We start from the raw sequence: 25,305 nt of genomic DNA on the forward strand, positions 1-25,305 counted from the left end.
TAACCTGGTTCTGCTGGCTGAGTAATGGTTTGATCTTTCTCCGCCGCATTAGTCAGCATCTGCGCTGCGAGCTGGCGCAGCTGGTCGGCATCGAAGCGGTTGAGATTTGATTTGGATTCATGTCATTGACTGTAACAGGCTTTTAGCCAGTCCTTTAAGGAGTCTGGTATGTTCTGTTGACTCTCGATGCGCTGCCAGTAATTAGCTCCCTCAACGATCGGGGAATCTAGATCGACAAAAGGTGCCATGGGTACATCGGCCAGCAGTACGTGTTCGTCTACGCGGAATACATCCCCATCTATGTAAAACTCATTGTCCAGTTCAATGCTGAACTCGGGGGTGGGATCTTCACCCAAGGCCAAGAGGCGACTACCCTCCTGCTCCATTTTGTCGACGTAACCGTAGAGATCATTCATCACTTCTTTAAGGGTTTCACATGCAGCTGTAAAACTTACATCGTTGATCTCAGAAGTGGGAGCATGCAGATACAGTGCCTTTGTTTGACCAGAGACCTCAATGTCTTCCAATAGCACCATTGCAGTTTCGTGCCAGGCATGCATAAAAGTCCTGTTGCCGTACCGAGGAACACCAGCTACGACCACAAGTTCCACATCAGGCTCCGTAGCAGCAATCAAGTTTAAATAAGCATCGGGCTTTTTGTCCCTAACGATGAGCAGGTCAGCCAGTTTCCCCTCTTCGATGGTTCCGAGCTGGTCGGCCCAGCCAGTGACGTGCGCAGCGGCTGCGGTGACGGCATGCACAAGGTCATAGCTACTGAAAGGGCTACCCTGTTCGCTGTTGGCATGAGCAGCCACCTTGAGTTCCTGTAATAGGTTCTTGCTTCCGGTGGGAGTCCAATCGCACCCGATGCTGAATTTCACCCCCGATTCTTTGAGGGAGTTGAGGTCTATTGTCCTGCCATAAAGCAGTTGGTTGCTGAATGGCGACCACACGACTTTGGCACCCTTTTCTGTCAGGTATTTCAGGTCTTGATCAGCCAATCCCAGGCAGTGAATTCCAACTAGGTTTTGGTTGATAAGATCGTGATCCTTGAGATTAAAGAAGTGTTGGCGGGCGGCCTCATCAATGCCTTCGCTGAGATGGTAGAAATAGGCTCCCTGGCCCGGGCGGTTGAGCGATCTGCGGAAACTGTCGATGCGCTCTTGAGCTGTGGCCCCCCCTACATGGAGGTCAGGTACGCGGGTGCCTGCAGGACGCAGCTTGTCATTGAGCGGCTCTTCAACGTTTCGCATGGCGCCGATAAACATCTTGCTGCCACCTTTAACGCGGGTACGCATACCTTGCCCGGTAGTGGTCCCCCCCAAAAGTGCTTTGGTCTCAACATAACGCACCAGCGCTTTGGCGGATGGGCTGTACTTCGCAATCGCTTTGCGAATAGGCTGTGAAACCCCCGACCGATATTCGGAATGGCGTGGCCATTGCGATCGGTTGCCGTAGCATTCTGGTACAACCCACAGGGGCAATACGTTGTATACAAAGTGATTGTGCAGATCGATCATCCCAGGATAAATACTGCCCTGGGTTTCGATTACACGATAATCTTGGTGCGCAGCGCTGATGTCTTCAGCTCGCTCGTAAATACGGGCGATAGTGCCGTCTTCGATAAGAATGTAGCCGCTGGGGATGACAGAATGCTCTACGGTCATTGTTACGATGCGCCCACGAAGAAAGTATGGTTTGTGTTGACTCATGGCGTTTCGTCTAGTGCTTGATAATCTTCACCGTCTTCCGCCCAAGCCAGATTACACAGGCCTTCGCATTGGAGTTGCAGGAGGAGTTGCAATTGGGCATGCTTTTCCTCCATTAAAATGCAGCAGGGGAATCGGCCGTTAGAATCGAGTGATCGCTTTGGGCGCGAGTTCTTTTTCATAGCCCCACACCCCAACCTTCATCATCGGGCAAAATACGCACCCCCTTTGGGGCGCAAGCAGCTGGCAGGTGGTTCTGCTGATAACCACGATTATCTGGGGTAGGCTCTGGAAGGAAGTATTGTCGATGATGGAAGCATTCGTGCACGATTCCTCGGGCGAGTCATTCACACGGCTGAAGGACATGCCACCATGTTCATTTACGCGAAGTCCGCCCTCACACTGAGCTTGTGATCGGCCCAGTTCATCCGTTTAGCCACATCATCTCCCTAAATGGGGCGAATGACGCCCAAGCCTATAACGGAATAGAATAGCCGGTTCTTTTCAACGTAAAGCTTTCTGTAATCATCGAGTTGGAAGTGCGCGCCCTGGTGCTTGTAGATATAACACCTCCAGTTAGCCTTGACATAATCAAGCGAAAACCAACCTCGGTCCACTTCGTGTTGAAAATTAACGATAATTTGATCCGGCGCCCTGCATCCTATTTCAACTAATTGGAGTAGGGCGGTTTTAGAGTAGGGCGGGTCAACATATTTCTTAGTACAGCCCTATCCTTTGCCACATCATATATAGCTCATCACGCCTTTATCTTGCCCATTAGGATCATATCTTCCCTTTTCAAATGTTTCTTGTTGCAGGTCGATGTTCAGAATGGATGATGTAGTACTTACATCTTTCTATTTCCATCCTAGCCCATAAGGTAGAAGATATGTCAGAAGAATTGCAAAATAGTAGGGACGATGAGACCTATAAATTGCTTGATCAGGAACGTCAAAGATTTATCCGCGAACAAAGGTTGAGGCCTAAATTATGGCTAAGGACAGCTTGGGCGTTGACCAAATTTGTAAAATTTGTACTCACTAGAGCGACTATAGCGTTATTAATTTTACCCCCTGCAATTTTCTATTGGCTAGCCTTATTCGCTTCCAGCTATGAAATTACTGCCCTCATAGATATTTTGGCACATGTGGGGGTAGGCACCACTCCCATATCAGGAAATGGAGTTTCTCAAAATGAAACCGTTTCCTCCTTATCAGTAGATAATATCGGTATCACGATTTGGCTACTAGTAGGCGCTTCCTCGATGCTAATAATCTGTCTACTGTTACCTATGCGGTCTCCAATCCAAAAAGCAACAGATAAGCATATGATGCGGTGTACGACTCCTGGTTCTTTAACTTCGGGCTCACTTACTACAAAGAAAAAATATCTATCCGATATTGATCAAAGCTCAGCTAATACTACTTCTACCCCTATTGCTTCTGAACAGGGTTAAATAAAAACTAGCCCAAAATCGGATTCAACATGCAAGATTTTATAACTATCGCCCTCGCAATACTCGGGCTTTCTACAATCGTTATTATTCATGAGTTTGGCCATTTTATATGCGCTAAGTTCTATAACATCCCCATCAAGACTTTCAGTATTGGGTTCGGCCCTGGGTGGTCATATACATATAGTGGAATTGAATATCGCCTGGGTATAGTTCCTCTAGGAGGTTATGTTTCCTTTCTATCTCATGAGGAGATGGAGAAACGCGGTATGCCTAAGGTTATGAGAACCTTTCCAGAATTCCCGTTCAAGCAAAAAATACTTGTGTTTGCGGCAGGCCCAGCAGTGAACATAATCTTCGGGATCCTGTTACTTTTCTTTCTAATGCCATCAGAAAGGACTTCACTTGCTCCGGTCATATCCAAGGTGCAAACATCTTCCTTAGCAGAAGCCTCTGGAATCAAACCAGGTGACCGTATTATTTCAGTGGCGGGAAGAAGCATAGACACTAGAGATGATGCTCTTGCGCAAATTAAAAGTAATCTCTTAGATGACAATATCGAATTTGTGTTCAAGTCTGAAGCTATCGGAGTTCGATATTCATTATCAGCACCTTCATCGTTATGGCGAGAGGGTAATGGGCTTGGTATTTTATTTATCTCTGCAGAGGAAGCAGGTCAAAATCCCGCTCTGGTCTATTACAGAGAATTCTCATTTGCAGATAAGGCTTTAATGTCTGTCGACTATGCTAAGACTATAATTGTGTCAATCGCTAAGACATTAATCCAACTTCCTACCAATAGCTATGCTCGTGATCAACTTGGTAGTTTCATTATGCTCGGAGCAGAAGGTTCAAAAGTAGCTCAAAGAAACTGGATTGAATACCTTTTCTTTATTGCCAGTGTCAATCTAATGATAGCTTTTGTTAACTTGCTTCCTTTTCCTTTTACTGATGGTTCACAAATTGTTCTCACGACAATTCAACGAGTTTTAAAGAGACCTCTGCCAAAGGCAGTCGAATCAATGTATTTCTATCTTGGAGTAGCTGCATTCGCATCAATATTCGTTCTAGGTATCACAAATGATATGGCACGCTATATCATGTGAAGGAAATATAATCTCGGCCCATAAAACTTAACTGTTCACAGCCAAGCTGTGCTTTAAAAGCTTGTAATTATTTCACACAAGGATTATAAAAATGCGCCTTTTAATAGCAGAAAAACCATACCTGGTAAAAAAATTAAAGGATGAGAACCTCCTCAGCCCTGATTCTGACATAGAAATAGTCTTCACTTATAATTATGGATTTTGGCGATTCGCTCAGCCGAAAATATCCTTCCGAGATATTCCTTTTACGTGTCCTCCTGGCGACTTAAAACCAAAGTTTATAAAGCCAAAAAAGTTACTTATAAACGCAGATGGAAATACTGTTTTTTCAATCTCCAACAAAGATATCCGAGAACACCAGTCTTCAACTATTGATGAGATGATTCGGTATCTCAGAGTCAGGATGCCTGGATATAAAGAGGTGATTTGTGCTGTAGATCCTGATCGTTCAGGTTTTGGTGCCGCACGGCAACTGTTGGACCAGATTTGCTTTGACAGCGCTCCGCCCATTCATTGTTTATACCTATATTCTATGGATTCAAGATTATTGATTTCTGCATGGAATAGCAGGAAAAAAAATATTTGGGATAGAGACTCAAAAGCTCAAAAACTCGCAGACATTCAATACGCGAAGAATACATTTGATTATTGGTGGAATACAAATTCCTCCATCGTATTATCTGAAGCATGTAAATGGGTTAACCTGGCAGCGGCTCCATTCATTTCAAAATATGAGTTGATGACCATTTTTATAGTTTCAGAAAATCCAGGTATCTCAGAATATGACCTGATGAAAACTATGTCATCCTGGGAAGGATCTGGGAAGTATTCTTTCAGGGAAAATAGCCAGATAGGTACACCGGCATCTCGATGCCCGATACTTGAATCTGCTAACAAGAGGGGGGCTCTGGTAATTAGAAAAGGAAAGAATTCACTTACATCAAAATATTCTCTTACATCGGCAGGAGCATCTTTTGTAAATAGACTTCATAAAAAAACATTTGATCCAGACCTACCGTTCAGACTTGATGAGTGGATCACATCAGGGAATATCAGGTCAATGAAAAGGTATATAAATACTATATTTGGGCGTCAATTTCGCTATCAGCGCGGTCAACTTAAATGTTCTATTTCACAAATCATAGTTCAGACTCTGTTTCAAAAGTACCGTATTAGCTGCTTAATCCTTGTAAGGAATAAAAGCGATACCTATAGTGATGTTAGTGATGTATTACAACTTAAATCGGAAGATTTGGAAAATCTTGGGGAAATACAAATTAGAGCTTATAGTGCGGGACCTTATTTGGCCAGCTTCGAAAGTGACTCAGTAAGCTTTAGTAATGTTATCAGCCTGAATAAAGATGATGAGCTTAAAAGCCTAAGTGTCTCATATTGGATAAATAAGGTTGGGAGATCTTTAATGTTAACTGAAATATCGTAGTATCCAAGCTTCAGTGGCTTTAGTTGCCCACGTGGACTGTAGTGGTCAGCTAAAACCACTGAACTCTGAGCATTCCAATATTATTCTTCCTCCACATTTGGCGACAATCCATCATTCTTTTGATGTGGCCGTATTTGGCTGTAGTAACCAATTTTCCTCTTCGACGCGCTTCCGCTCCGGTTCCTGGATACGCAATTTAGTGGGTAGCAGATCATCATCAATCCGTTGCCCTCATGGCTTTATCGATTGGAAGACGAACGTGTGCAGCCGCAGAATCTTGTTTGTGTAACTGCACCTCATAGAGTATGGCCGGCACCATAACCTCTTTACCCCTTGAATATTTGCGCACAGAAAACAGTTTGCGTGCATTAACTGTCACAATTCATTATGAGAAACATCCAGTTCTGTTGTATTCTCAACACCATCCACCACCGCATGTAAAAGTGCATTAGCTTGCATGGTTACCTTCCACTTAATACTTAAAGATCCTACAAAGCGTGGGTACAGATAGCCTTCCTACGCCACACTATGGCTGAGACTGCTCTTCTTTTGATCCACTAAGCTTTACTTCATCTCCCATCATCGGGCGCATAACAGTGTTGCGGAACGTTCTTTTTGATGATCCGCCAGAAATTTCTATTTTCTTGAGCGCCGCCGAAGGTGCCTTTTCCCTCAATTCATTGCCTGGAAGATAGTGATTTACCAACCACTCGTAAGACCGAGTTAAAAACATATCCTCATATACTGCATGAGCTGCCCATAAAACTAAAATTATATTAATTAGACCTAGGGAAACTGAAACGATAGACTCCATGTGTTTTCTCTTTTTTGATTTCTTATTCACGAAACCAGAAATTTAGTTTTTTTGCAATCCAACGTGCAGACATAGTTTTGCCAACACCTGGTTCCCCCTGGAAGATTACTGAGCGTGAAGGATAAACCCCCTCACTTAATAATGCATCAGAGTGATATTTGAAATGAGTCTTACTTCTAGAAACTAATGCGTACTACTTAAACTTAAGCAGCACGCATTTTGATTAAAAAGGATTTTTGAATTTCAATAAAGTCGATCGTGAATCTTCTGGGTTAGCCTTTCTATAATCACCATTGTTATCAAAAATGATCCATAAAAAGTCATCAGTTACCGCTAAACCTTCAGCCAGTCCATATCTACCTGTGACATATCCCCAATTAGACGAATTAGCCACGTCTCTAAACGAATAACAAGTATTGCCTTTAAAGTCTTTAGAAAGCTTACAAACTTTATAGTGATTCCTCTCCAGAGCTATAATTTCTCCTTTGTATTCATCTAATCCGGTGTAATCATAAGGTAGATTTTCCTCTGAAAGATGGGTTCCAGGCTGTGCATAGAAAGACATAATGTCATTTTTTATTGAAACGAATCCTCTAGGCTCTCTTTCATCTGCCAAAAGAATTCCGTTTTCTCCAATCATGACACCTTCGATATATGCATTATCCTTTTCAAATAGGCCAAACTCTCTTCCCTTCGAATACAAATCCTCTACAAGCCATTCTTTATTTCCAGTAAGATCGACCTTTAGGAGCGAAAAGTAATATTCACTAGCTAAAAAGAGGTTACCCTGATCATCACAAGCAACCCCTTCCCAATCTGCTCCGCCAGTCAGCCCAAGCACCTCAGCTAAGAATCGCTTGCCTTCCATCCACCATCCAAATTTTTGCTCGGGTGGGTTCGGGATATTGTCGATAGTTTTCCAGACTTTGGCCTGAGCTATTCCCTTTTTAGTTAAGGCGAGCTCAAACACCTCACTTTCATGTTTATCGGAAACAAATACAAGCCTTCCTTCACATTCGGTCAACCCAGACGGTTGAAGTTTGGATATACCGTCCACTATATATCCAGCTTCGAAATCAAGCGATTTTTCATTCGCACTTGTAAAAGAGCAATAGGTTAGTACCAACCCGAAAACTATATGATGTGTTTTAATCATCTTCAGAATGAATACCTTGCTGTTAGATAAAGACTAGTTGCGTCATCATAATTATTTTGGACGTTAAACGTCTCACTAACAGTGAATTCATTTACTTCATCTGGGTGGTAAATGATCTTTCCGCTAATGCTTAAGTCACTTCCACCATTAAACATAAAGGTTTTTCCGGCGCCTATTTCATACCCGTCAAATGGTTCACCATTTACTTCACTATTTCCATAATATGCCAAAGACACGTGCATATTGTTTGGGAAGTAAAAAATTGAATATAACGCCCCAGTATGTCTTGCATATAAAGACCGCTCGTAGAAGTTATTTGTGTCAGTTTCTAAATATGCATAATTGGCATGAATTTTCATGCTGTCGAGAAAATATGGTAAGTAGCCACCTCTAACAAAATAATCCAACTCGAATTCCGCACCTTTAAGCGTGTTTTCTGTATTATTCGTAGGATGGTAATCAAAAAACAGTGGCTTTTCAGAAACAAGATCTTTCATTTCATCGTAGAAAACTTTTAAATCATATTCTAACGTCGAAACACCGCCTCTGGTTAAATTAACGTTATGGTATCCATACAGCCCTATTTCGTTGGAGACTATTTCTTCAGGGATAAGATCGTTTTCTGCTTTGGCATTATAATAGAAGTATTTCGACATCTGCCCGGCAACAGGCACCCCAGGTCCTGCAACTTCATAATTCCAATCTCTATCCGTTTCAAGAAGATCCGGGGTTCGTACCGAACGCGAGATCGCATAACGAATTGTATTGCTTGGAGCTATACGATAATTCAAACCTAGTCGAGGGGACAGCTCAGGGCTATCTAAGTTTTCCTCATCTTCAATCATTGCCCCTAAATTCAATACAAATTTCCCCTGGCGGTATTCACCATTGCCAAATACACGCGCGCCCCAATTCTCAGCTTTGCCAGCAACTAATGTTTCCGACTCTAAAGACTGTTTAGTAGCACCAGCACCGACTACAAATCGGAAACTATCAGTGAGGATATACGTATCCTCTACTTCTATATCAAATTTTGACTCTACAGCATCTTCATTGACTTCAATATAAGTTTGATCAAAAGCACTCACCCCCAAGCTTGCTATTTCTTGTAGAACTGTCATCGCGAGTGCATCATCTTGAGCTGTGCCTCCAGAAGGCATTTGGCCAGCAACAATCGCAGCTGCATAATCTGAATTTTGAAAATGAAGTTCTCTGAGGCTTGGTAAAAAGAGAGCAAGTGGCTGGGATGTTGTCCAGCTGACATCTTGGTCTATTTGTGTGAAATAAGATTTCACTTTGAGCTCATGTTTAGCCGAAAAAACATGTCGCAAGTCAGCCTGATAATATTGAGCTGTGTTATCAATATCTGGAAAAGTTGTTTGTTGGTTATCGCGGTACTCGAGCTCTGTGACTCCCTCTGAGAAACCAATAAACATATTAAGATCGGTAGCTTCACTAAGATTAAGCTTGGCTTTGGCATTAAGATGGTTCATGTCTGTACCATCTCGACGCTCTTCACCAACAAAGTTTTTATCAAATCCGTCATCAATCTCCTTGGCCAAACTTACACGATAACTAAATGATTCGCTTGGGGAGTCACCAAACTGGGTGTATACATCCCGAGTCCCTTGATCTCCATAACGCGTGATAAGCTGTGGTTCCTGCACTTGTGCCGGATCCTTAGTGATAATATTTATCACAGCCATCATGCTATTTTGTCCGTATGTGGGTGAACTTGGAGCCCTAGTGACTTCAATAGCCCATACATCCTGGATTGTGATCGGTAACAAAGGCCAAGTAACTTCAGCATAACCTGCACGATAGACACTCATTCCATCTATCAGGATTTGCATCCTTCGAGGGATTAAACCATTAGTTCCATGGTAATTAATACGAGGCTGGTTACCAGATGCGTAGCCAACGGCCATGCCTGCGACATACCGTAAAACTTCAGGAATCGTTCGTATTTGTAGATCCTGCAGCTCAGCCGCCTCTATGCGCGTTACTGACGCAGGAATATCATGCTTAGACTGTTTCAATCGAGTAGGGGTAACTAATACTGGCACCCCAGTCTCATCGAAAGAATCGAACTCCATATCTTCAAATTCATTCGCCGCAGTAGTTCCGCTCATAGCGAAACCTTGCAACGAAAGAAACATCACCATACATCCCTTGATCTTCACATTCATTTAACTACCCTAGCATCGTTATTTGCCATTTACCCCACATCTTGACCCTTCGTAAGGCTGACAAGAAGGTATATCGTATACACAAGCCTTTTGAAGTATTTTTTGCACTTTTCGGCAAAAAGAAAACATTTTACACGGCACTTTGAAGTGTCAGGAAACTTTAAATACAATTTTTATTTTATTTGTCTTTGAGTGACAGGAGCTGTTTGGTTTCTCCAGCTATTTCTTTTGTAATATTTCTTTCATATTCGAATATATTGTTGCATGGGCTTTCTCAATGCTTAGCCCCCAACACTTGGCTAATTGTTTTACGGCAATTTCACACTCCCAAGGCATTAAAGTATTTCTGGAGTATTTTGCGAACGGCCCGTCTGTTTCTGTCAGTACTCGGTTCTTAGGCATCAATGAAATGAGCTCGCCCCCTCTCTTGGTATTTAGCATTGCTGGTCCTACCGAAAACCAACAACCAAGATCAACCGCCCGCTTCAATTGACTCTTGGTCCCAGTAAACCAGTGCAATATGGGAATGCCATCAATACCTTTAAGCTCATCTAATACAGCTGCTGCACTTGCGCGGCTATGTATCGTCATGATCCGACCGCCGGACTGATTCACCGATCTGAGAATGTGCCGAAAAACCTTTAGCTGGATATCCCAATGCTCCTTAAAGCCACTTCCGCCATCAAGGCCTATTTCTCCAACGTACTTTACATTTGGGAGTAGAGCATCGAACAGCTCTAACTCATTTGATCTTTGGTGTGCAATTTGCGGGTGCAAGCCTAATGCCGTACGTATTCGATCATTCCCTTGCGAGAGCCTACAGGTTCCTTCCCAGGCCTTTGGGGTTGTGGTAACCGATAGCACATAGGTTCCTCGCTTCCTGCACTCCTCAGCCACCTGGAAAGGCTCTGGATACAGATCGAGGTGGCAATGCATGTCTATGCTCACAGGACTCCCTTAGCCTTCAATAAAGCTGCAACTTCATTTAGTCCATTTAGAAATACTTCTTGAAAGTTTTGAAAATCTTCTGCGGGAAGAGGGCCACTGTTTAATATCCAAGCACCAGGCTTGCAAGTTAACTTTCTTTCAACAGCTATCTGTAGAGCGAGGAGGTCGTCTCTGCGATCAGTTTCATTCAACACATCTGAAATTTCATTAAATCTGTAATTAACATTCTCACTAATCCTCCCAGAATGGAGCGCTGAGCGCCGTATGAGGCAGGGCACACATATACCACATTGCTCATTGGGTCGTTTCCAATGACTGCAAGACACTGTACTTCCGACAATATCCGCTAGCAATGACCTGTTCTTACACTCAGAAACCATCTGTCCTTTAGTTCTAAATTGGTAAGGGTTGATGATTTCACAGGGGATACTGGCGGCCTCGAAAATCCTTTGGATACTTTTGATAAAGTATGGATGAGTAGTTCGTGTACTTAGTGTGCCAATCCGGCGAGGGGTAAGGGGGGCATTCAGTGAAATGAACCCATTCTCAGGAACGTATAACTGCACTTTTTCTTGTTGTGAAACAGCCTGAACCGCGCAAGCCCCTACAGCAGCAAACGCAAGGAAGTTCAAACTCCGCGTTCGCATAGTGATATCCGTGACTCCCGCATAAAGGTGTGGGTCTGCATTTACTTCAAAGCGAGAATACCTGGAGTATCCGCCAGTAAACGCTTGCGCAATCTGATCTTGGTGTGCTTTGTCACCTTTATATGCATGGCTCACTAACAAGGGAGCTCGACCTTCTTCAAGTAAATCAATCGCGCCAATCGCTGAATCCAATCCACCTGAAAAAAGGCAAACAGAATCAAGGCCTTCAAGTTCTACTAGCTTAAACCTATCCCGCTTACGATACGGTTCTGGAGGAGCATAGCCACCGTCCTGAAACTCAAAGTCCCACATATCACCACTCAGGAAGTGCAGTGCGCTTTCTAGGTCCTTCTTTAGTGGCAACCATAGGGCGGGATTATGGAGTGGTAGTTGGATTCTTAGCTGACGGGTCCATCCATCATCTGATTTATCCCGGTGGACAAAGGTATCCGCTGCTGTCACTGCCATGGCAATGGTCAGGAAGTCCATAACTTGACTGGCTATCGGCACCCCCAGGCGCCGTACCTTATCAATGATGGGATTTCCGATATACGAAAGGTCACCACGTTCTTGCCCACTCAATCCATAGAGCCGCACCGGCAGCAAATCTTCTTCGGCCGCAGGCAGCAGCTGCAGATTGTGGTGGAATACTAATTGTGTCATTGATAGGCCTCCCACTCTTTCCATGTGTCAATAATCACTTGCCGTTCTATCTGAGCCATCTGCTGAGGACTAACGGTCTTTAGGTCGCCGGTAAGCTTGGAGGCCATATGCTTGTCTACAACGACGTTGATAAGTTCACGCAGCTCCGTTTCAGCATTTATCGCCTGTGAGGGTGTATCTGCCTTATTCCAGGCTTTATCAGAGTCCATAACAATCTGTAAGAAGATGCTTCCAGCTAGATATCCGATCATAGTGTCGACAATGACATCGTCAGTTATATTCTGAGGGTCAAAAGTCTCCACCCCATCGAGTGCTTCAACCAGTGCATCGTTCATCGCAGCCCGAATCTTTTCTGAATCACCATCGTCGGTAGTTAGAGCTTCAGTAATGGCTGAGATCGCGAGCTCGCAGGGAAGGCCTGCCAGGCTGTTTAGATCGACACCGGTCTCTCCTGGGCCCGCTCCTATCCCTGCTAACGTTCCAAAAAGCCCTGCGCCGGCCTGGGTAACACTTCCCATTCGCCTAGCAGCATTACTACCACCCCCACTGGCTTTTCGTGCGTAGTGCCCTAGGGCCCTTTTAAAGTCATCGCGGTTGCCACTTGATACGGCATTCCCTAATGCTTTTCTAAAAGGCGAAAACCTCTGAGCTGGCGGTTGGGGTTGAGGTTGTTGCGATTGGTCATCGGCCCATGGAGGTATAAGTGGTGAACCTCCCCCCGGGCCGTTACTTGATTGTGAAGTTCCCATTGTTTAGCCATCCTTATGCCATTGCTCATCTTTTAGTGCTACTGTCATCCAGGGCGGGCGCCTTGCTCCCAATTCCAGCTCCTGTAAAAATCGAACCAGGACTGTGGCCGCTCCAGTTGAATGGCGCGCCAGCAAGCACGCCCCTGCAAATCCTTTGGGTTTCCGAGACCAGTCAGAAACCTGCCTCAAGTTGTTAATAACCCCTTCCATGACCGGTATCTGTTCCTGCAGGGGGAGAGTACCCAATAATTCGCCTGCAGTAGGGGAGCTAGTGTGCTCGGTATTCGCCAGCACTTCCAAGATCTCCCTGCCGGCCGGGGATAGTCCCACTACATAGGCACCAATTGGCATGGTCTCGCGAGACAGGTATATGGCTGCTCTTAGGTCTATACCGCCAAGACGAGGTTCAAGTTGGGCCCATTCACTAATGAAGGTTTGTGTGGTTGGGTTGCCCGTCCATGTCTCTGGTGCACCAGAAGGTATTTTCCCTCTATCTTCCTCCATCTGCTTAAGCAGTGAAGGCTTTCCTTGTTCAGCATCTACTAGCCGATAAAAATCAGCAGTTGCCTCAGCGCCAACACATCGCTCAAAGATCACCAGCTTGGTGATGACTGCCTCATCCAGTGGCATTGATCGACGCCTGGCAATCCTGGAGCGCATTTTAACGACATTTAGTAGCCTTTTCACGATTCGAGGGTTGCCGTGGATGATAGGGGAGTTGGCCAGTACGGGGGCTATACGGTCTGCGCGAGCAAATGCCTTGGCTAAGTCGCCATCCTCTGACTCTCCCGTGAGAGCAAGCGCATCCTGCCGAGTAATAGGGGGCTCGCTCCAAGAGTGCTTTAAGGCTGACTCCAGGCCTTTTCTAAGCTCCTCAAGTTTGTCTTCTGGTAAACGCTGGTCGATGGCATAAAGCATGAATAGGTAGGAGCGAATCTCTCTTACACCAGCTTTAGGTACGCGAATAGGGACTTGAATAAGCTTATCCAGATAGTCGATCTGGTGGCGATCAGATGCACCCTTGAAGTAATCTGCCACTGAAGAACGAATCATTTCTTCATCGGCAGCAATAATAAAAGCGGTGTTCGTTAGGAATAGGAAAAGCCGGATGGCCTCAAGAGTGTGAATAGCATTAGCAGGAAGGCAACGATCCAGATTATCAATGATCACCACAAGCGGCTTCCCTAGCTCCTTGAGGAGCTCTTCATACTCCTTGCGAAATGCCTTAATCTGCTGGGGAGGGCTTTTCTTTGGCTTAGCTTTAAGTAAACCCTCAGCCTCTTTCTTTCCCTCCTTGCCCAGTTTCTGCAACTCTTCGTATTCTTCTGCGTCCTGAATACCATCCATAGCATTACCTATGGAATTCATACTCCTAGCGAGCAACCCGCCCGTAGGGACACCGGATAACAGGGCCCCGCCCTCAGCGAAGAGCCCCATCAATCGAAATCCATTTACTCGGGACAAAAGACTTTTGGCTTTATCTAGTAGATTCTCATCTTCTCCAGCTGCCTTAGTCAGAGCGGAAGCGATAACCTCTAGTAAGGCTGCTCTAGCATCGTCATACCCTTGGTATAGCCATGCATCGAATTTGATTACTATCCAGTCCTTCTGATCCCGTTCAAGTTCAGCCTCGATAAGCTCTAACAGTGAGGATTTACCAGCCCCCCAATTCCCAAATACCCCCACAGAAACTGGCAGCATGTCATCAGATGTGAGGATATCGACTGCCAGTTGCGAAACCTCTCCAAAATTTAGGTAATCCTTCTTAGATTCAGTATCCGACCACATACTGCCATTCCTCCTTAAAAGTTGAATTATGTGGGGTTATTTCTTGCAATTTCAACAAAATGACAGGGTGCATGCTAGAACAGCTCAGAATGATTCAGCAATACCTATATAGGCATGATTTAAATCAAGAAGGAGCTACTCATAGCTTGTAGTGCCCAAGAACTCCATACACCAAGTCATATAGAAAAACGGCCTCGACACCCAGGCTGTTGAAGCCATCAATAATGGCAAGCGAAGAAAATATGCAGCTGTATATAAAATAATTAAAATTTAGTCAGGAAGACCTGCCCTTAAGAGGGGAAGAGAGAAACAAAGAGCTCTATAAAATATTTAGATAATATCAGAGATGAACTGTATGCATTAATAGAGTGCAGCGATCAGCATAAGCATCAATATTGATACACATAACCATTGTTACATGCATCTTAACCGCATATAGACATTGCAGAGCAAGCTATATATGTAAAACTGAAAGCAAAAGTATTTAAAAATTATGGCAGATCATTAAACGAAAATAAGTAATAAATCAGCGATTTTAAACAATCTCTATTTTTTTGTTCTTTGCACTTGACCAGATGAAAATATATTTTCAGTATGTTCTTACCGTATAAAAAATCACGGGCACTCACATGATTTCAGAAACTGAAAACCAGAAGAGTTTTAAAAATTCAGTTGTTCTAGCCGCTTTTGTTATATTTTGTGTATTCCCCACAATGTTAATTGTCTGTACTGAAGCATCAAAAAGTTATATCAAAAGCATTATTTATTACCCAGAATTTAGCCCATCCGAGCGAAGCGATGCCACCCAATCAAAAAACGAGATTCTTATAGAGGCCGCCAGACAACCGGCCTATTATTGCTGCCCGCACGAACATCAGTCAGAACTTTACGCCATTAGCCTCTACTCAAGCCTAATTTTTAGAGAGCATAGCCTTTGTAAACCAAAAGTGACGAAATTCTCTCTGTATCGTACTAACAGCAGCGATATAGAGCACGAGGGAAGCTGTTATCAAAGATATAAGCATACAAGGAAAGTATTTATCGATAAGCATGATTACGAAGACGTTCTAAGTTCTTCGCCTAGATCCTATCATCATGTCGAGGCTTTAAAGCTCTAAAAATATATGCAGTAGCTATTGTCTGGAGTTGTTCGAACCAGCATATCTCCGAATATATATCCGATTACTAAATGCAACATTGGGACGGGCAAGCAAATGAAAACTGTAAACATTTTGTATTGGGAACCATGGAAACTAAGTGAAACCGATCGATACAGCGAGATTATGGAGGCTAAAGACAAAGACTATCATTTAGTATCTGACATAAAAAAAGCAGATAAGAAAACCCAAGAATTAAATAAAGAATTTGACCAAGAGTTCGACATTGACAACCTCAGAGTTTTAGCTCATAAAGTTTCCATTATTGCTGACGTTAAAGATCAAGTCGACGGGACATGGGTAGAATGCCAAAGAGCAAAAATCCTACTGAAACATATTGAAAGTCGAATAATTTGTTTAGTTAACAAAAGCCTAAATAACGGCAAGTCTTTAGTTAAACCCAAAATAAATCCCGACAGCTGTGTTGAACTAGTCGCAAGTTAAATAACTCTTGAGTAAACAAATCAATAAAAACTGAAAAACATATTAACGCATTGATAGCTGATCATTTCGGTGCAACAGTAGAGGGTACGAAATAAAATGCTCTTTTATGAAGATCTATCGATATTGAAAGTCCGCATTATTTCATCACAAGAACATGAACCGTCAGATGATCCGGATCAATATTACATCGGCCCAGAAAGAAATGATATCGAGCTGGAAGGTGTCAATTGCACTGTTGATCAATTCCTGAATTTATTTCTGGATACAAAAGAAGGGGAGGGCTTCTGTCGTTTAGGTGCAACGGGAATGGTGGACATTGGCGGCTCATATATTTGCTCCACTCCAGGTGAAATATTGTCTGTTTCATTTGATGACTGGCTTAGATATCGAGTGGAGAAGTGGGATGAAGAAGCAAGGAGAGAAAATTTAGAAAGATACCGTCACGCACTATCAAAAATCAACATAATTGACAATCCAAGAATCAAGAATTTAGACAAAATGACTGTGGCATTTGGTGATATATAGATAAATATACTGAACCACCAGCATTTTTAAATTTATTAAAAAATATGATCAAACCAAAAGAGGGCATCCAATGTCAACAACAACAAAACAAAAAATATCAGTAATGAATTTGGCATTAATTACTTTGGCAGTCATCACATGCGGGTCAATAGGATCTATAGTGTACGGAATTTACAAATACATGCCTTTTGTATTTTAGCAGCTTACACTATTGCGACTTAAATACACGTGCTTGTGTATTTTGAACCCATTTTCGAATCATTTAAATAGATATCAATTACTGACAATCACACTCCTAACTTACAAACTAATTTGTTGTCAGGTTTACAAAATACTTTCAAGGGCTTAAATATGAAAAATATAGCATTTTGGACTTTGATTTCCCTTTTGTTTATGGGATGCAGTAGCTCTGAGAAATCTGTCCTTGCCAATAACTTCCATGCCCCAACGCTTTGGGCACTGCCAGATGGTAAACAAGTTGATATCGGAGGTGAGGTGGTATCAATTATTGGTACAGATAAGTGTAGCACAGGCTTCGGAGATACTTATCCTTGTTGGATGTTCTCACTAGAACCTGGTTCTAAACAAAAAATAACTTTATCGAATGGAATACAAGAGGTGTGGATTAGCGGTGACGTCGGGGAGGGGAGAATTGCACTCTTGAGGCCCAATGGATTTCCTGTAATCGAAAAATCATACTGGTGGGATTACGAATAAAATATTATGGATACAGCACGTAATCAAAGTATCCAGGAAGCGATTAATGAGCTTGGACCACCTGCCCTTCGAATTGACACTAGCGATATAAGTGAAGAACAAAAGGTCAAGGAAGATATCGCTGATGAATATGTAGTATTCCTGTCAGAGCGATGCAGCGGTGGCTGTATCGCGTATGCGCGGTATAAAAGAGGATGGATACCCAATCCATCATTGAGATTTGTTGTGTCACATTTACTGGCCGACAAAATAAGATCGGAGAATCTTTAGTTAAAATCAATTTTATTATCTGATAAGTTAAAATGAGAAAATGCAGTATTGTCCGCCAGTACAGCAGTAGCTTCTAGCAGCTTGGTTGAGGAACTCCAATCTAGCCATTTCAGGTAAAGGAGTAGGTTATATCGCCCCAATATTTAATTGTTATAGCTTGCGATGTGTTAGTGTATAGGCATGAACAAGAAGCGCAAAAACCGAAATTCGGTCATATATGATTTAGGCTTGGGCCCACGTGAATATAGTTTTATGCTGTGGCCTAGTGTTGGTATTCGCGTTGCACCTAATCTGTATATGGAAGCAGTGAATAAAAAGATAAATAACGGTGAAATTAAAATTTAACAATGAATGGATGTCCCTGTATGTGAAGAGTATGGGTAAACTTCATAGCGTGGTGAGGTTCGGGGAGCGGCCGACAGACCGCAGAGAAGGTTTAGTAACGGTTTCTGAACTCAACGGCCGCTCTGTAATGGCAAAGCAGTATCCCAGAAAAGAACGCTCCTCTTCATCGATAAAAGGGGTTTCAAGCACAGGATTTTATATTTGCTCCGATAGGGAATATTTCGACGTCAAGCTTGTTACTCAATGTCAAGGCGAGGCGAATAGTTTCATGGAAAAGGACGATAATGCTGGACTAATAGCTACAGATAACGAAGGTTTCCACTACGTCGCGGCACTGAAGGCCGCTCAGGTCCAGGCAGTATAGCTGGCAAAGGTAAAATTGAAGATATCAGAAACCAAAAAATTCAAATGCCGACCGGCACCCCTCCGCGCCATACACGCGAAGCAGTTACGACTTACATTGTGCCGTCTGCTGGTATCAGCAATGTTATTAGCTCCTTAGCGTCTTCAAAGTAATAAGGTAAAATGGGAAAAAATATATCTATCCAGGAAATTTTGAACATCTTTATAGCCAATATAATTGTAAGGGTGCTCAATAATGAAGTGTTCAGTGAAACATATGATAATTTTTTTATTGATGTGGTTTTTTCGACACTTGTATGTTTAATAGTTATGGCTAGTTTAATTGTGTTTGTTCGGAGGGGGAGGGCTAGATAATAGATCGTTGTGCGTATCTTCATCTAGTCCGGTTGATGGCTTGATATGTGTAACCGACGACGAAGTTGAATGGTTATCCGTGGCGAAGTGGATAGATGAACCTGTTAAGGAATTGTGAGAATATGGCAAAGGATAAGTGGGGGCTTAAGAAAGGAATACCCGTACTGGCGGTCACAGGTACTTTGATACTTACAACTGCCTTGATTGCGACTAATTATATCGTAAGCTGGATTTTCAGTTTCACCCGATGCACCCTGGAGCTAAGAGAAAGGAGTTCATGGGAAGATGACAAAAACTATTTAGCCACTGATATGGTAAAGGGATAAATACTAAGTATTGGAATATGGAAACAGAAGAGATTATTGGGCGCTTGTCACAGGCAGTGAGGCCAGATTATCAATGGCCCGAGATCCCTGCTGGATGGCAGCTAGAGTTTATTCTGTATCCAGATGGTGAGCTTGATATGGATCTTCTTCACCTAGTATCTGCTCGGTTTTGGTCTGAAGACAACGGCTTCCTAGATATGCCGGTGATGAAATCTGGCAAGGTCATCACTGTGACTGATCTAAAGGCCGCAGGAGTCCCGCTTATGACGACCTTTGGTCATACTGTTGTGTCTGATGTCCCCAAAAAACCTCATCTTGCCACTGTTGAAGAAAAATAAGGGTTAGGTAGGAATATGCAAAAAATTAAGATGATTACCATGTTGATGGTAGCTCTAGGTGCGTCCCTTGTTGCTTTTTACATGGCAAAAGAGTCACCAGAATCACAGATGATAAGAAATAAGCTTGATATGAGTTCAAGCTCCCCCGCCACAGCCCTTACACCCGTAGTTGATACGTCCGAACTATTTAATGATTCTCCACAATGTAATTATGATTCAGCAGGAGATAAACGGCTCATAATAGATGCGTGTACTATTACTCTTTTTTGTGAAAATGGTACGTCTTCACAAAGACAGATTATAGATTCAAGGAAAATAGCATTAAACATCGATGACCAATGTGGTGATGCCAAAATGGAATCTTTACTTAGGTATCGAGATGGGAAAATTGTATCTATAGAGCAGATTATTAAATAAGGAGATCATAGGAATATGGAAGTGGCAAAAGTATTTTCAGTCTTTTGGGGGGCGATATTTCTCTTATTCGTTGCTCATCGTTATAAGCTCAAGCACAGGCAAATTATCATGGTCTACAACCATCGCTAATCCAATCAAAAGATACAGAAAAGCTCAGGATTTCTAAGGTAGGGATATGAAAAAAGTACTTGCATTAGTTTTGATCGCTGTGGGATTTTTTCTCACGGCACATGGATTAAGTAATTTTCCGTTTGAAAAGGATTATCCTTTGGAGACGGAAACTGTTATCACTCCGATTCTTGCACTAGCAGCACTTCTCAGCGGAATATTTTTACTCAAGGGTAGCAGCTCTAAGCATGATGTTATTGAATAGCAAGGTTCTTGGAATTGGGTAGAAAATGCAAAGAAAATCAAGTCAGTGGAATACAGTAATATGATAGCGCTTGATGAGTTTAAATTAAATGAAAACTTATGTTAAGGGTTTCCAACGGGCACGTCTAAAGCAGTTGCGAGCCGCCCACAGCTTAACTCTGATAGAGCTGGGAAAGCGCGTTGGCCTCCCTTCGAGCATCTTGAAGAACTGGGAAAATGGCACTCAGCTACCAGATACGGAGTCGCTAGGGCTCTTGTGCCGCACCTTCGGTGTTTCCCGCCTTTGGTTTCTGAAAAGGGCGCCTATAGCGCTGGAGAATCCACGCCCTTACTTTTTTCGCAACGAGGCTGCTGCCTATAAGCAGGTGCGTGAAAGATCTAAGATGTACCTGACGTGGCTGCAAGAAATCTCCAATTTTTTTCAGGATGCGATGGACTGGCCGACACTCAATATTCCTATGCTGGAGACAGATGACTGTCGTCTGATAAGTGACGATGATATAGAAGATATGGCACTCCTGTGTCGTGAAAGATGGAGCCTGGGAACGTCTCCCGTGCCGGATGTCCTTCAGGTGATGGAGAATGCAGGTATTATCTGTAGCCGTGCTACATTGGGTGATGTAAAGCTGAATGGGGTTTCTCATGTGTCTATGATGGATGGTCGTCCCTATGTATTGATCGCAGAGGATAAGGCGAATGCGATCCGCAACCGTTTGGATGCGGCGCACGAGTTGGGACATATTGTGTTGCATTCGCAAATTTCAGAGCGCAAGTACACCAAGGGGACGTATCACAAGCGCCTGGAAGAACAGGCACACCGCTTTGCCAGAGCCTTCCTCCTCCCTTCAGAGAAATTTTCACAGGAGGTGGCCTGGCCAACTCTGGACAACCTGATTTCGCTCAAACCACGCTGGAAAGTGTCAGTTGCGGCAATGATTGCGCGATGTAGCGATCTTTCGCTAGTAAATGAATCTCTGGAGTTGCGACTGTGGAAAGGGCGTGCTTCCCGCAAATGGAGCAGAAGTGAACCGGGTGATGATGCGGTTGAATTCGAGCGACCAAAATTGATGATGCGTGGAGTACACCTCTTGTTAGAGAATGCTGTCTTCGATCGTGATGCGCTGGTTTCTCAAATTGGGTTGTCACCAGAGATGATTGAAATGCTGTGTAACCTTCCAGAAGGGTTCTTTGCCGCGCAGCCTTCTACAGAGGATAGGGTGGTGCCGATCGGGCTAAAGCAGAATCAAAAAAACACGAAGAGGGCTGAATCAAAATCGGCCGAAATTCTGTTGTTCAGGAATTAGTTTTAAGTATGTTGACGGCTTTGTCCCGAGTGAGTAAGAATTACTGAAATAGTCAGGCCTCCAGTGCTACAGCAGTCAAGAAGGGTAGAGAACCTTATCCTCCCTTAAATCTGATACTATTACTAAGTGAATGGTCTTCCTACTTTCGCGCAACATTCTCAAGCCAATTGATATAGCCTCAAGCAATTCCGATAAGTACAGCAGCAACGGCGGTATCAGCGAAGTCGACGTTTTTCGTTCTGACGCTTAAAGCCCCGAATTCTATCCCGCGTAATCTAACCGGAAACGCCCAGTGCCCATAACAGCGTTGACACCACCACAAACTACTGTATAGTTAAACAGGTTAGGCGTGTCGGCGTCCTTCCTGCCGCGTGGAAAACAAATCCGAATCTATAACACCAGTCCATCGCCTGTAATCACAGTTCGATGATGCGAGCGGCACCCATCATCATTAACTGAATCGAGGATTACGGCATGCCTTTACGCATACCTGTGTCTGCTGTGGCAGCAGAAGAAATCAAACAACTCGCCATACGCTTTTCAAAAGAGCTCCAATCCCTGACCGGTGAACGTATTCGAGGAATCAGGCTTTACGACGCCTTTGTAAAGCCTCTGGGCTATGGTTCGCTTAACGAGGTCAACGCCGAGTCAAGCAGAACCCTAGCCATCTTCCCTATGAGAGAGTACCTAATCAGACTTCGACATGAATTGAGAAAGCACCTACCCGTGCCTGTTGAGCCTGATTTGCTGGCTGCCGCACTCGACAGCGCGGCCAATCCCGGCAGTGTAAATTTGGTCATCGATGCTCGGGAGGCCTCCGACAATAGCATTTCGACCCTCACTAAATCGCTGTTTTACCAGGACTTTCGGAAGCAAGTATTCGCTGAAGGCCGGGAGCGGCAAATAGTGTACTCCGAGCTCTTAGATTCACCCAAGCGCAATTACGGTGAGCCGCTAACGGGGCCGATTGTGGTTACTCTGGACTATTCGAGCTGGCCCAACGAAAACGATCCATTATTCGACTGGGAACGTTTTTGCAGCTTTATCCAAATTCTGCAAACCAATGCTGTGGCTGATAATGGCGTTAAAATGGAGATTCTCCGCATATCCCGCAAAGGAGATACCGAGTTGTTCAAAGGGCTGAACCAATATCGCATTCCTGAGTGGAAGCCTAAAATCTGTGTTATTGATGAAGGGCCCACAGATCGTGTCTTCGCTGAGCTTTTCAATAACGAACTTGGTAAACAGCTTTGTGATCCCGCAGGCAATTTAAGGGAAGCTATCGAGGTCAATTCCAATGCCAAAATGTTTATGTCGCAGACTGAGGATGACTATAGCAAGTTAACAGTCGGCCCCTCCAGTGAGGGCAAATTGTTTTTGTCAGACCGCTTGAATCCTTTCGAGTGTGCCTCCGGCCTCGAAGTGATCAGCCTGCTTCGGGTGATGGCTAAAGAGGAGGCTGATAAATGGTCGCTACCTGAAAAGATCGCGGGAGAAATGCTGCTCAAAGCCATGGCGGGGATTGTGGATGATTTCAAAGCTGAGGGAAACGGCCCCTTGGACTTCCGGGTATTCTGCGACTGGATCGGTGACATTCCCAGTCTACTTAACGCGCCCTGGATCACTGATGCCTCCCGTGACAGCTTGACGATGGCCTACGAACATGCCAAAGCAGCGGATATCATTACTTCTTTACGCCTTAATGGCTATTTAACAAAATCGAGAGAAATAGGGGGGACATAGGTCGGGGAAGTTCTATGCACGGAATATAAGACCATTCTATAAAAATGCCAATAGCGTCTACTATTGGAAATTAAGTATTTAACTTGAGTGAATGGTCGCACGATTAAGTGTTTTAGTTGGGAATTAAGTACTTTAGTTGGCAAAATTAAGTACTTAACTTGTGCGACCAGAAATACTGAAATACAAAAAGGTTACTAGGCTACAGCTTGAGTGAAAGGTTCCAAATTTAAGTGCTTACCTGGAAAATAATTACACAAATTGGCAATAAATTAGCAAAATGTTCCAAAAACGCCCCGTTATTTCCGATATTGTCGAATATAGGAAATTTTTAAAGCTTATGATTCTTTTGAAAAATTTTCATTTTTAACAACAGTCACATACTTATATTATAGTTTCCAACTTGGCTTTTAACCAACCGTCTATACCAACCTCAACGCCTATGGCTGCCGCAATCATTGCCAATATTCTTACAATTTTCATACTCCAATCACGCCTTCTTTATCGTAACCAGTTTGATCACAAAACCTTTCTACAGTCATATCAAGCCGTTCCCATGAAGCATCTAGGTACTTGATTAACAGTGTGTTTCGATCAGGATCGTCGTAGTACCACCCTTTTTTTTCTTGTCGAACTGATTTGATGCCTTCCAATTGAATTAGAGCAATTTCACCACTATCGGTGGTAACCTGAACTGGCTTATACCCTGCACAGGCATCAATCAGACTCCGTTTGGTCTTCTCTTTCTCAAGGTTTAACTCGTGCTCACGCTTATTGTTTCCAAACATATTCCCTCCTATATCCATTTTCGGTTTTTGCAAAAGGTAAACCATGCAATACCAGCAAAGACTGGAATTGTTCTTAGACAAAAAGCGGCAATGCCAGCACACACCCAATAAAAAATTCCAAACATTGCTCCCATAGGAGAATCGTCAGTCCAGATCAATTCATATCCGATATAAGGAAGAGAAGTATCCCCTTCAAACCAAATACCCCACGCGCTGGTCATACCCTGACCCAGAAAAAAAAGACTGCTGAACGCAAAGAGAACCAATGATGCTTTACTGACTTTTTTCATACTCCAACTAAGCCTCTTCGTAAGGTTCTATGTCAGTCAGCTTACACATAACTTCCATTTCACCGCTATCGAGTGGATCGCCATCTTTACACTGGAAATACACAGAGCAATATGGGCCAGTCCAGCTATTATAAAACTCACCAACAGTGCCCGATTCAAATACATAACCAGATTCACTGTCACGAACTTTGGTCGTTGTTCGTATTTTCTGGCCCTTTGAGAATTCTGCCATATTCCCACCTTAAAACCCTTTAAGCTTTCGCATTACAATAGGACCGGACGCAATGAGCAAAAAACATAAAACCCAAAGATGATACTCGTGTGAAATAGCCTTCATCATATACTCATCGGGCGCCGATAAGTCCGTCCACTCTTTATCCCGCCATTTATTAATTTCCTTTTCGTGCTGATCAGCAATATATTCCGCAGCTTCTGCATCGAGCTTCTTCTGTTGCTCAATAGCAGCTATTTGTTCGGGGGTTCTCTGAGATTTCAGCTCATCCTCAACTGAGAAGAGTAATGCCACCGAGACCAGAAGGAGAGCTACTATCACGTATGTCCAAGTATTGTCTTTTTGTTTTTCCATATCCCAATCACTCCCAAAACCTATCTATTAGGGGCACACGCCGCCCTCTGTGCCTTGCCGCTGATCAATGCTCGCTGTCTTTATTGGAGATAGAAGAACAGCTTTGGTACATAGTAATTGAAATAGTCACAATTGCTATAATTACAAATGCCAGCAGAAAACAGTAACCACCGAAACTTGCAAAATCATTAGTTACTTGAGATTGACCTTGAAATGTAACGCCAACCATTGCCATGCCTAAAAATATAACCCCGATAACCACAAGAAACTGAACTAACGCAATTATTGATGACACCTTTCAATCTC

Annotated in this window: 28 protein-coding genes; 13 read left to right on the forward strand and 15 right to left on the reverse strand. The window is 43.5% G+C overall.

Annotated elements, in window-relative coordinates; translation table 11 throughout:
- Nucleotides 1-122: 122 nt before the first annotated feature.
- Both ACCI49_RS00795 and ACCI49_RS00800 read right to left on the reverse strand, forming a co-directional pair.
- Nucleotides 123-1,712: an amidohydrolase family protein gene (locus ACCI49_RS00795; RefSeq protein WP_371837061.1), complete on the reverse strand. Its 1,590-nt coding sequence runs from the start codon at nt 1,710-1,712 to the stop codon at nt 123-125.
- On the reverse strand, nt 1,709-1,891 hold the full coding sequence (locus tag ACCI49_RS00800) for a hypothetical protein (protein ID WP_371837062.1): 183 nt from the start codon (nt 1,889-1,891) through the stop codon (nt 1,709-1,711). Before ACCI49_RS00800 ends, ACCI49_RS00795 begins: the two co-directional genes overlap by 4 nt.
- A gap of 707 nt (nt 1,892-2,598) precedes the next feature.
- On the opposite strand from ACCI49_RS00800, the gene ACCI49_RS00805 reads away from it, so the two are divergent.
- The 3 genes from ACCI49_RS00805 to ACCI49_RS00815 all read left to right on the forward strand — a co-directional run bounded on the left by ACCI49_RS00805 (nt 2,599) and on the right by ACCI49_RS00815 (nt 5,709).
- Entirely contained in the window at nt 2,599-3,165 is a 567-nt protein-coding gene (locus tag ACCI49_RS00805; RefSeq protein ID WP_371837063.1) for a hypothetical protein, read from the forward strand.
- Between the two features lie 29 nt (nt 3,166-3,194).
- Nucleotides 3,195-4,268, forward strand: a complete 1,074-nt coding sequence (locus ACCI49_RS00810) for a M50 family metallopeptidase (protein ID WP_371837064.1) — start codon at nt 3,195-3,197, stop codon at nt 4,266-4,268.
- A 91-nt stretch (nt 4,269-4,359) separates the two neighbouring features.
- A complete protein-coding gene (locus tag ACCI49_RS00815) occupies nt 4,360-5,709 on the forward strand; it encodes a hypothetical protein (RefSeq protein WP_371837065.1) in 1,350 nt (449 codons plus the stop codon).
- Between the two features lie 526 nt (nt 5,710-6,235).
- Here the strand turns inward: ACCI49_RS00815 and ACCI49_RS00820 are convergent.
- The 8 genes from ACCI49_RS00820 to ACCI49_RS00855 form a co-directional block, all read right to left on the reverse strand.
- Nucleotides 6,236-6,523 (reverse strand): hypothetical protein, encoded by a 288-nt coding sequence (locus ACCI49_RS00820; protein ID WP_371837066.1) that lies wholly within the window; start codon nt 6,521-6,523, stop codon nt 6,236-6,238.
- Between the two features lie 22 nt (nt 6,524-6,545).
- Nucleotides 6,546-6,629: an AAA family ATPase gene (locus tag ACCI49_RS00825; RefSeq protein ID WP_371837169.1), complete on the reverse strand. Its 84-nt coding sequence runs from the start codon at nt 6,627-6,629 to the stop codon at nt 6,546-6,548.
- 117 nt (nt 6,630-6,746) lie between these two features.
- Nucleotides 6,747-7,679: an SdiA-regulated/phytase-like domain-containing protein gene (locus ACCI49_RS00830; protein WP_371837067.1), complete on the reverse strand. Its 933-nt coding sequence runs from the start codon at nt 7,677-7,679 to the stop codon at nt 6,747-6,749.
- A 2-nt stretch (nt 7,680-7,681) separates the two neighbouring features.
- Nucleotides 7,682-9,868, reverse strand: coding sequence for a TonB-dependent receptor plug domain-containing protein (locus ACCI49_RS00835; RefSeq protein WP_371837068.1), 2,187 nt, complete (start codon nt 9,866-9,868; stop codon nt 7,682-7,684).
- Nucleotides 9,869-10,087: 219 nt separating this feature from the next.
- Nucleotides 10,088-10,804 (reverse strand): Qat anti-phage system TatD family nuclease QatD, encoded by a 717-nt coding sequence (gene qatD / locus ACCI49_RS00840; RefSeq protein WP_371837170.1) that lies wholly within the window; start codon nt 10,802-10,804, stop codon nt 10,088-10,090.
- Nucleotides 10,805-10,812: 8 nt separating this feature from the next.
- A complete protein-coding gene (gene qatC / locus ACCI49_RS00845) occupies nt 10,813-12,126 on the reverse strand; it encodes a Qat anti-phage system QueC-like protein QatC (RefSeq protein ID WP_371837069.1) in 1,314 nt (437 codons plus the stop codon).
- Nucleotides 12,123-12,875 (reverse strand): Qat anti-phage system associated protein QatB, encoded by a 753-nt coding sequence (locus ACCI49_RS00850; protein WP_371837070.1) that lies wholly within the window; start codon nt 12,873-12,875, stop codon nt 12,123-12,125. Before ACCI49_RS00850 ends, qatC begins: the two co-directional genes overlap by 4 nt.
- Nucleotides 12,876-12,878: 3 nt before the next feature.
- Nucleotides 12,879-14,663: a KAP family P-loop NTPase fold protein gene (locus tag ACCI49_RS00855; RefSeq protein WP_371837071.1), complete on the reverse strand. Its 1,785-nt coding sequence runs from the start codon at nt 14,661-14,663 to the stop codon at nt 12,879-12,881.
- 1,214 nt (nt 14,664-15,877) lie between these two features.
- On the opposite strand from ACCI49_RS00855, the gene ACCI49_RS00860 reads away from it, so the two are divergent.
- The 10 genes from ACCI49_RS00860 (at nt 15,878) to ACCI49_RS00905 (ending at nt 23,338) form a co-directional block, all read left to right on the forward strand.
- Nucleotides 15,878-16,264: a hypothetical protein gene (locus tag ACCI49_RS00860; RefSeq protein ID WP_371837072.1), complete on the forward strand. Its 387-nt coding sequence runs from the start codon at nt 15,878-15,880 to the stop codon at nt 16,262-16,264.
- 123 nt (nt 16,265-16,387) lie between these two features.
- Complete coding sequence (locus tag ACCI49_RS00865) at nt 16,388-16,789, forward strand: hypothetical protein (protein ID WP_371837073.1); 402 nt, start codon at nt 16,388-16,390, stop codon at nt 16,787-16,789.
- Nucleotides 16,790-17,140: 351 nt separating this feature from the next.
- The gene (locus tag ACCI49_RS00870) at nt 17,141-17,506 is read left to right on the forward strand and encodes a hypothetical protein (RefSeq protein ID WP_371837074.1); all 366 of its coding nucleotides are present in this window, start codon (nt 17,141-17,143) and stop codon (nt 17,504-17,506) included.
- 598 nt (nt 17,507-18,104) lie between these two features.
- On the forward strand, nt 18,105-18,485 hold the full coding sequence (locus ACCI49_RS00875) for a hypothetical protein (RefSeq protein WP_371837075.1): 381 nt from the start codon (nt 18,105-18,107) through the stop codon (nt 18,483-18,485).
- 475 nt (nt 18,486-18,960) lie between these two features.
- Nucleotides 18,961-19,164: a hypothetical protein gene (locus ACCI49_RS00880; protein WP_371837076.1), complete on the forward strand. Its 204-nt coding sequence runs from the start codon at nt 18,961-18,963 to the stop codon at nt 19,162-19,164.
- Between the two features lie 17 nt (nt 19,165-19,181).
- Nucleotides 19,182-19,502, forward strand: coding sequence for a hypothetical protein (locus tag ACCI49_RS00885; RefSeq protein ID WP_371837077.1), 321 nt, complete (start codon nt 19,182-19,184; stop codon nt 19,500-19,502).
- Between the two features lie 15 nt (nt 19,503-19,517).
- Nucleotides 19,518-19,919: a hypothetical protein gene (locus ACCI49_RS00890; protein ID WP_371837078.1), complete on the forward strand. Its 402-nt coding sequence runs from the start codon at nt 19,518-19,520 to the stop codon at nt 19,917-19,919.
- Between the two features lie 175 nt (nt 19,920-20,094).
- Nucleotides 20,095-20,292: a hypothetical protein gene (locus tag ACCI49_RS00895; RefSeq protein ID WP_371837079.1), complete on the forward strand. Its 198-nt coding sequence runs from the start codon at nt 20,095-20,097 to the stop codon at nt 20,290-20,292.
- An 88-nt stretch (nt 20,293-20,380) separates the two neighbouring features.
- Nucleotides 20,381-21,595 (forward strand): helix-turn-helix domain-containing protein, encoded by a 1,215-nt coding sequence (locus ACCI49_RS00900; RefSeq protein WP_371837080.1) that lies wholly within the window; start codon nt 20,381-20,383, stop codon nt 21,593-21,595.
- Nucleotides 21,596-22,069: 474 nt separating this feature from the next.
- Nucleotides 22,070-23,338, forward strand: coding sequence for a hypothetical protein (locus ACCI49_RS00905; RefSeq protein ID WP_371837081.1), 1,269 nt, complete (start codon nt 22,070-22,072; stop codon nt 23,336-23,338).
- A gap of 476 nt (nt 23,339-23,814) precedes the next feature.
- Here ACCI49_RS00905 and ACCI49_RS00910 read toward each other — a convergent pair whose 3' ends face one another.
- The 5 genes from ACCI49_RS00910 to ACCI49_RS00930 all read right to left on the reverse strand — a co-directional run bounded on the left by ACCI49_RS00910 (nt 23,815) and on the right by ACCI49_RS00930 (nt 25,294).
- On the reverse strand, nt 23,815-24,123 hold the full coding sequence (locus tag ACCI49_RS00910) for a hypothetical protein (protein WP_371837082.1): 309 nt from the start codon (nt 24,121-24,123) through the stop codon (nt 23,815-23,817).
- 8 nt (nt 24,124-24,131) lie between these two features.
- The gene (locus tag ACCI49_RS00915; RefSeq protein ID WP_371837083.1) at nt 24,132-24,413 is read right to left on the reverse strand and encodes a hypothetical protein; all 282 of its coding nucleotides are present in this window, start codon (nt 24,411-24,413) and stop codon (nt 24,132-24,134) included.
- Nucleotides 24,414-24,420: 7 nt separating this feature from the next.
- Nucleotides 24,421-24,645 carry a hypothetical protein gene (locus ACCI49_RS00920; protein WP_371837084.1) on the reverse strand — a complete coding sequence of 75 codons (225 nt, stop codon included), beginning with the start codon at nt 24,643-24,645 and terminating at the stop codon, nt 24,421-24,423.
- A 9-nt stretch (nt 24,646-24,654) separates the two neighbouring features.
- Nucleotides 24,655-24,999, reverse strand: coding sequence for a hypothetical protein (locus ACCI49_RS00925; RefSeq protein WP_371837085.1), 345 nt, complete (start codon nt 24,997-24,999; stop codon nt 24,655-24,657).
- Nucleotides 25,000-25,063: 64 nt separating this feature from the next.
- Entirely contained in the window at nt 25,064-25,294 is a 231-nt protein-coding gene (locus ACCI49_RS00930) for a hypothetical protein (RefSeq protein WP_371837086.1), read from the reverse strand.
- Between the last annotated feature and the right edge of the window lie 11 nt (nt 25,295-25,305).

Source organism: Microbulbifer epialgicus (assembly GCF_041447265.1).
Taxonomy (GTDB): domain Bacteria; phylum Pseudomonadota; class Gammaproteobacteria; order Pseudomonadales; family Cellvibrionaceae; genus Microbulbifer; species Microbulbifer epialgicus.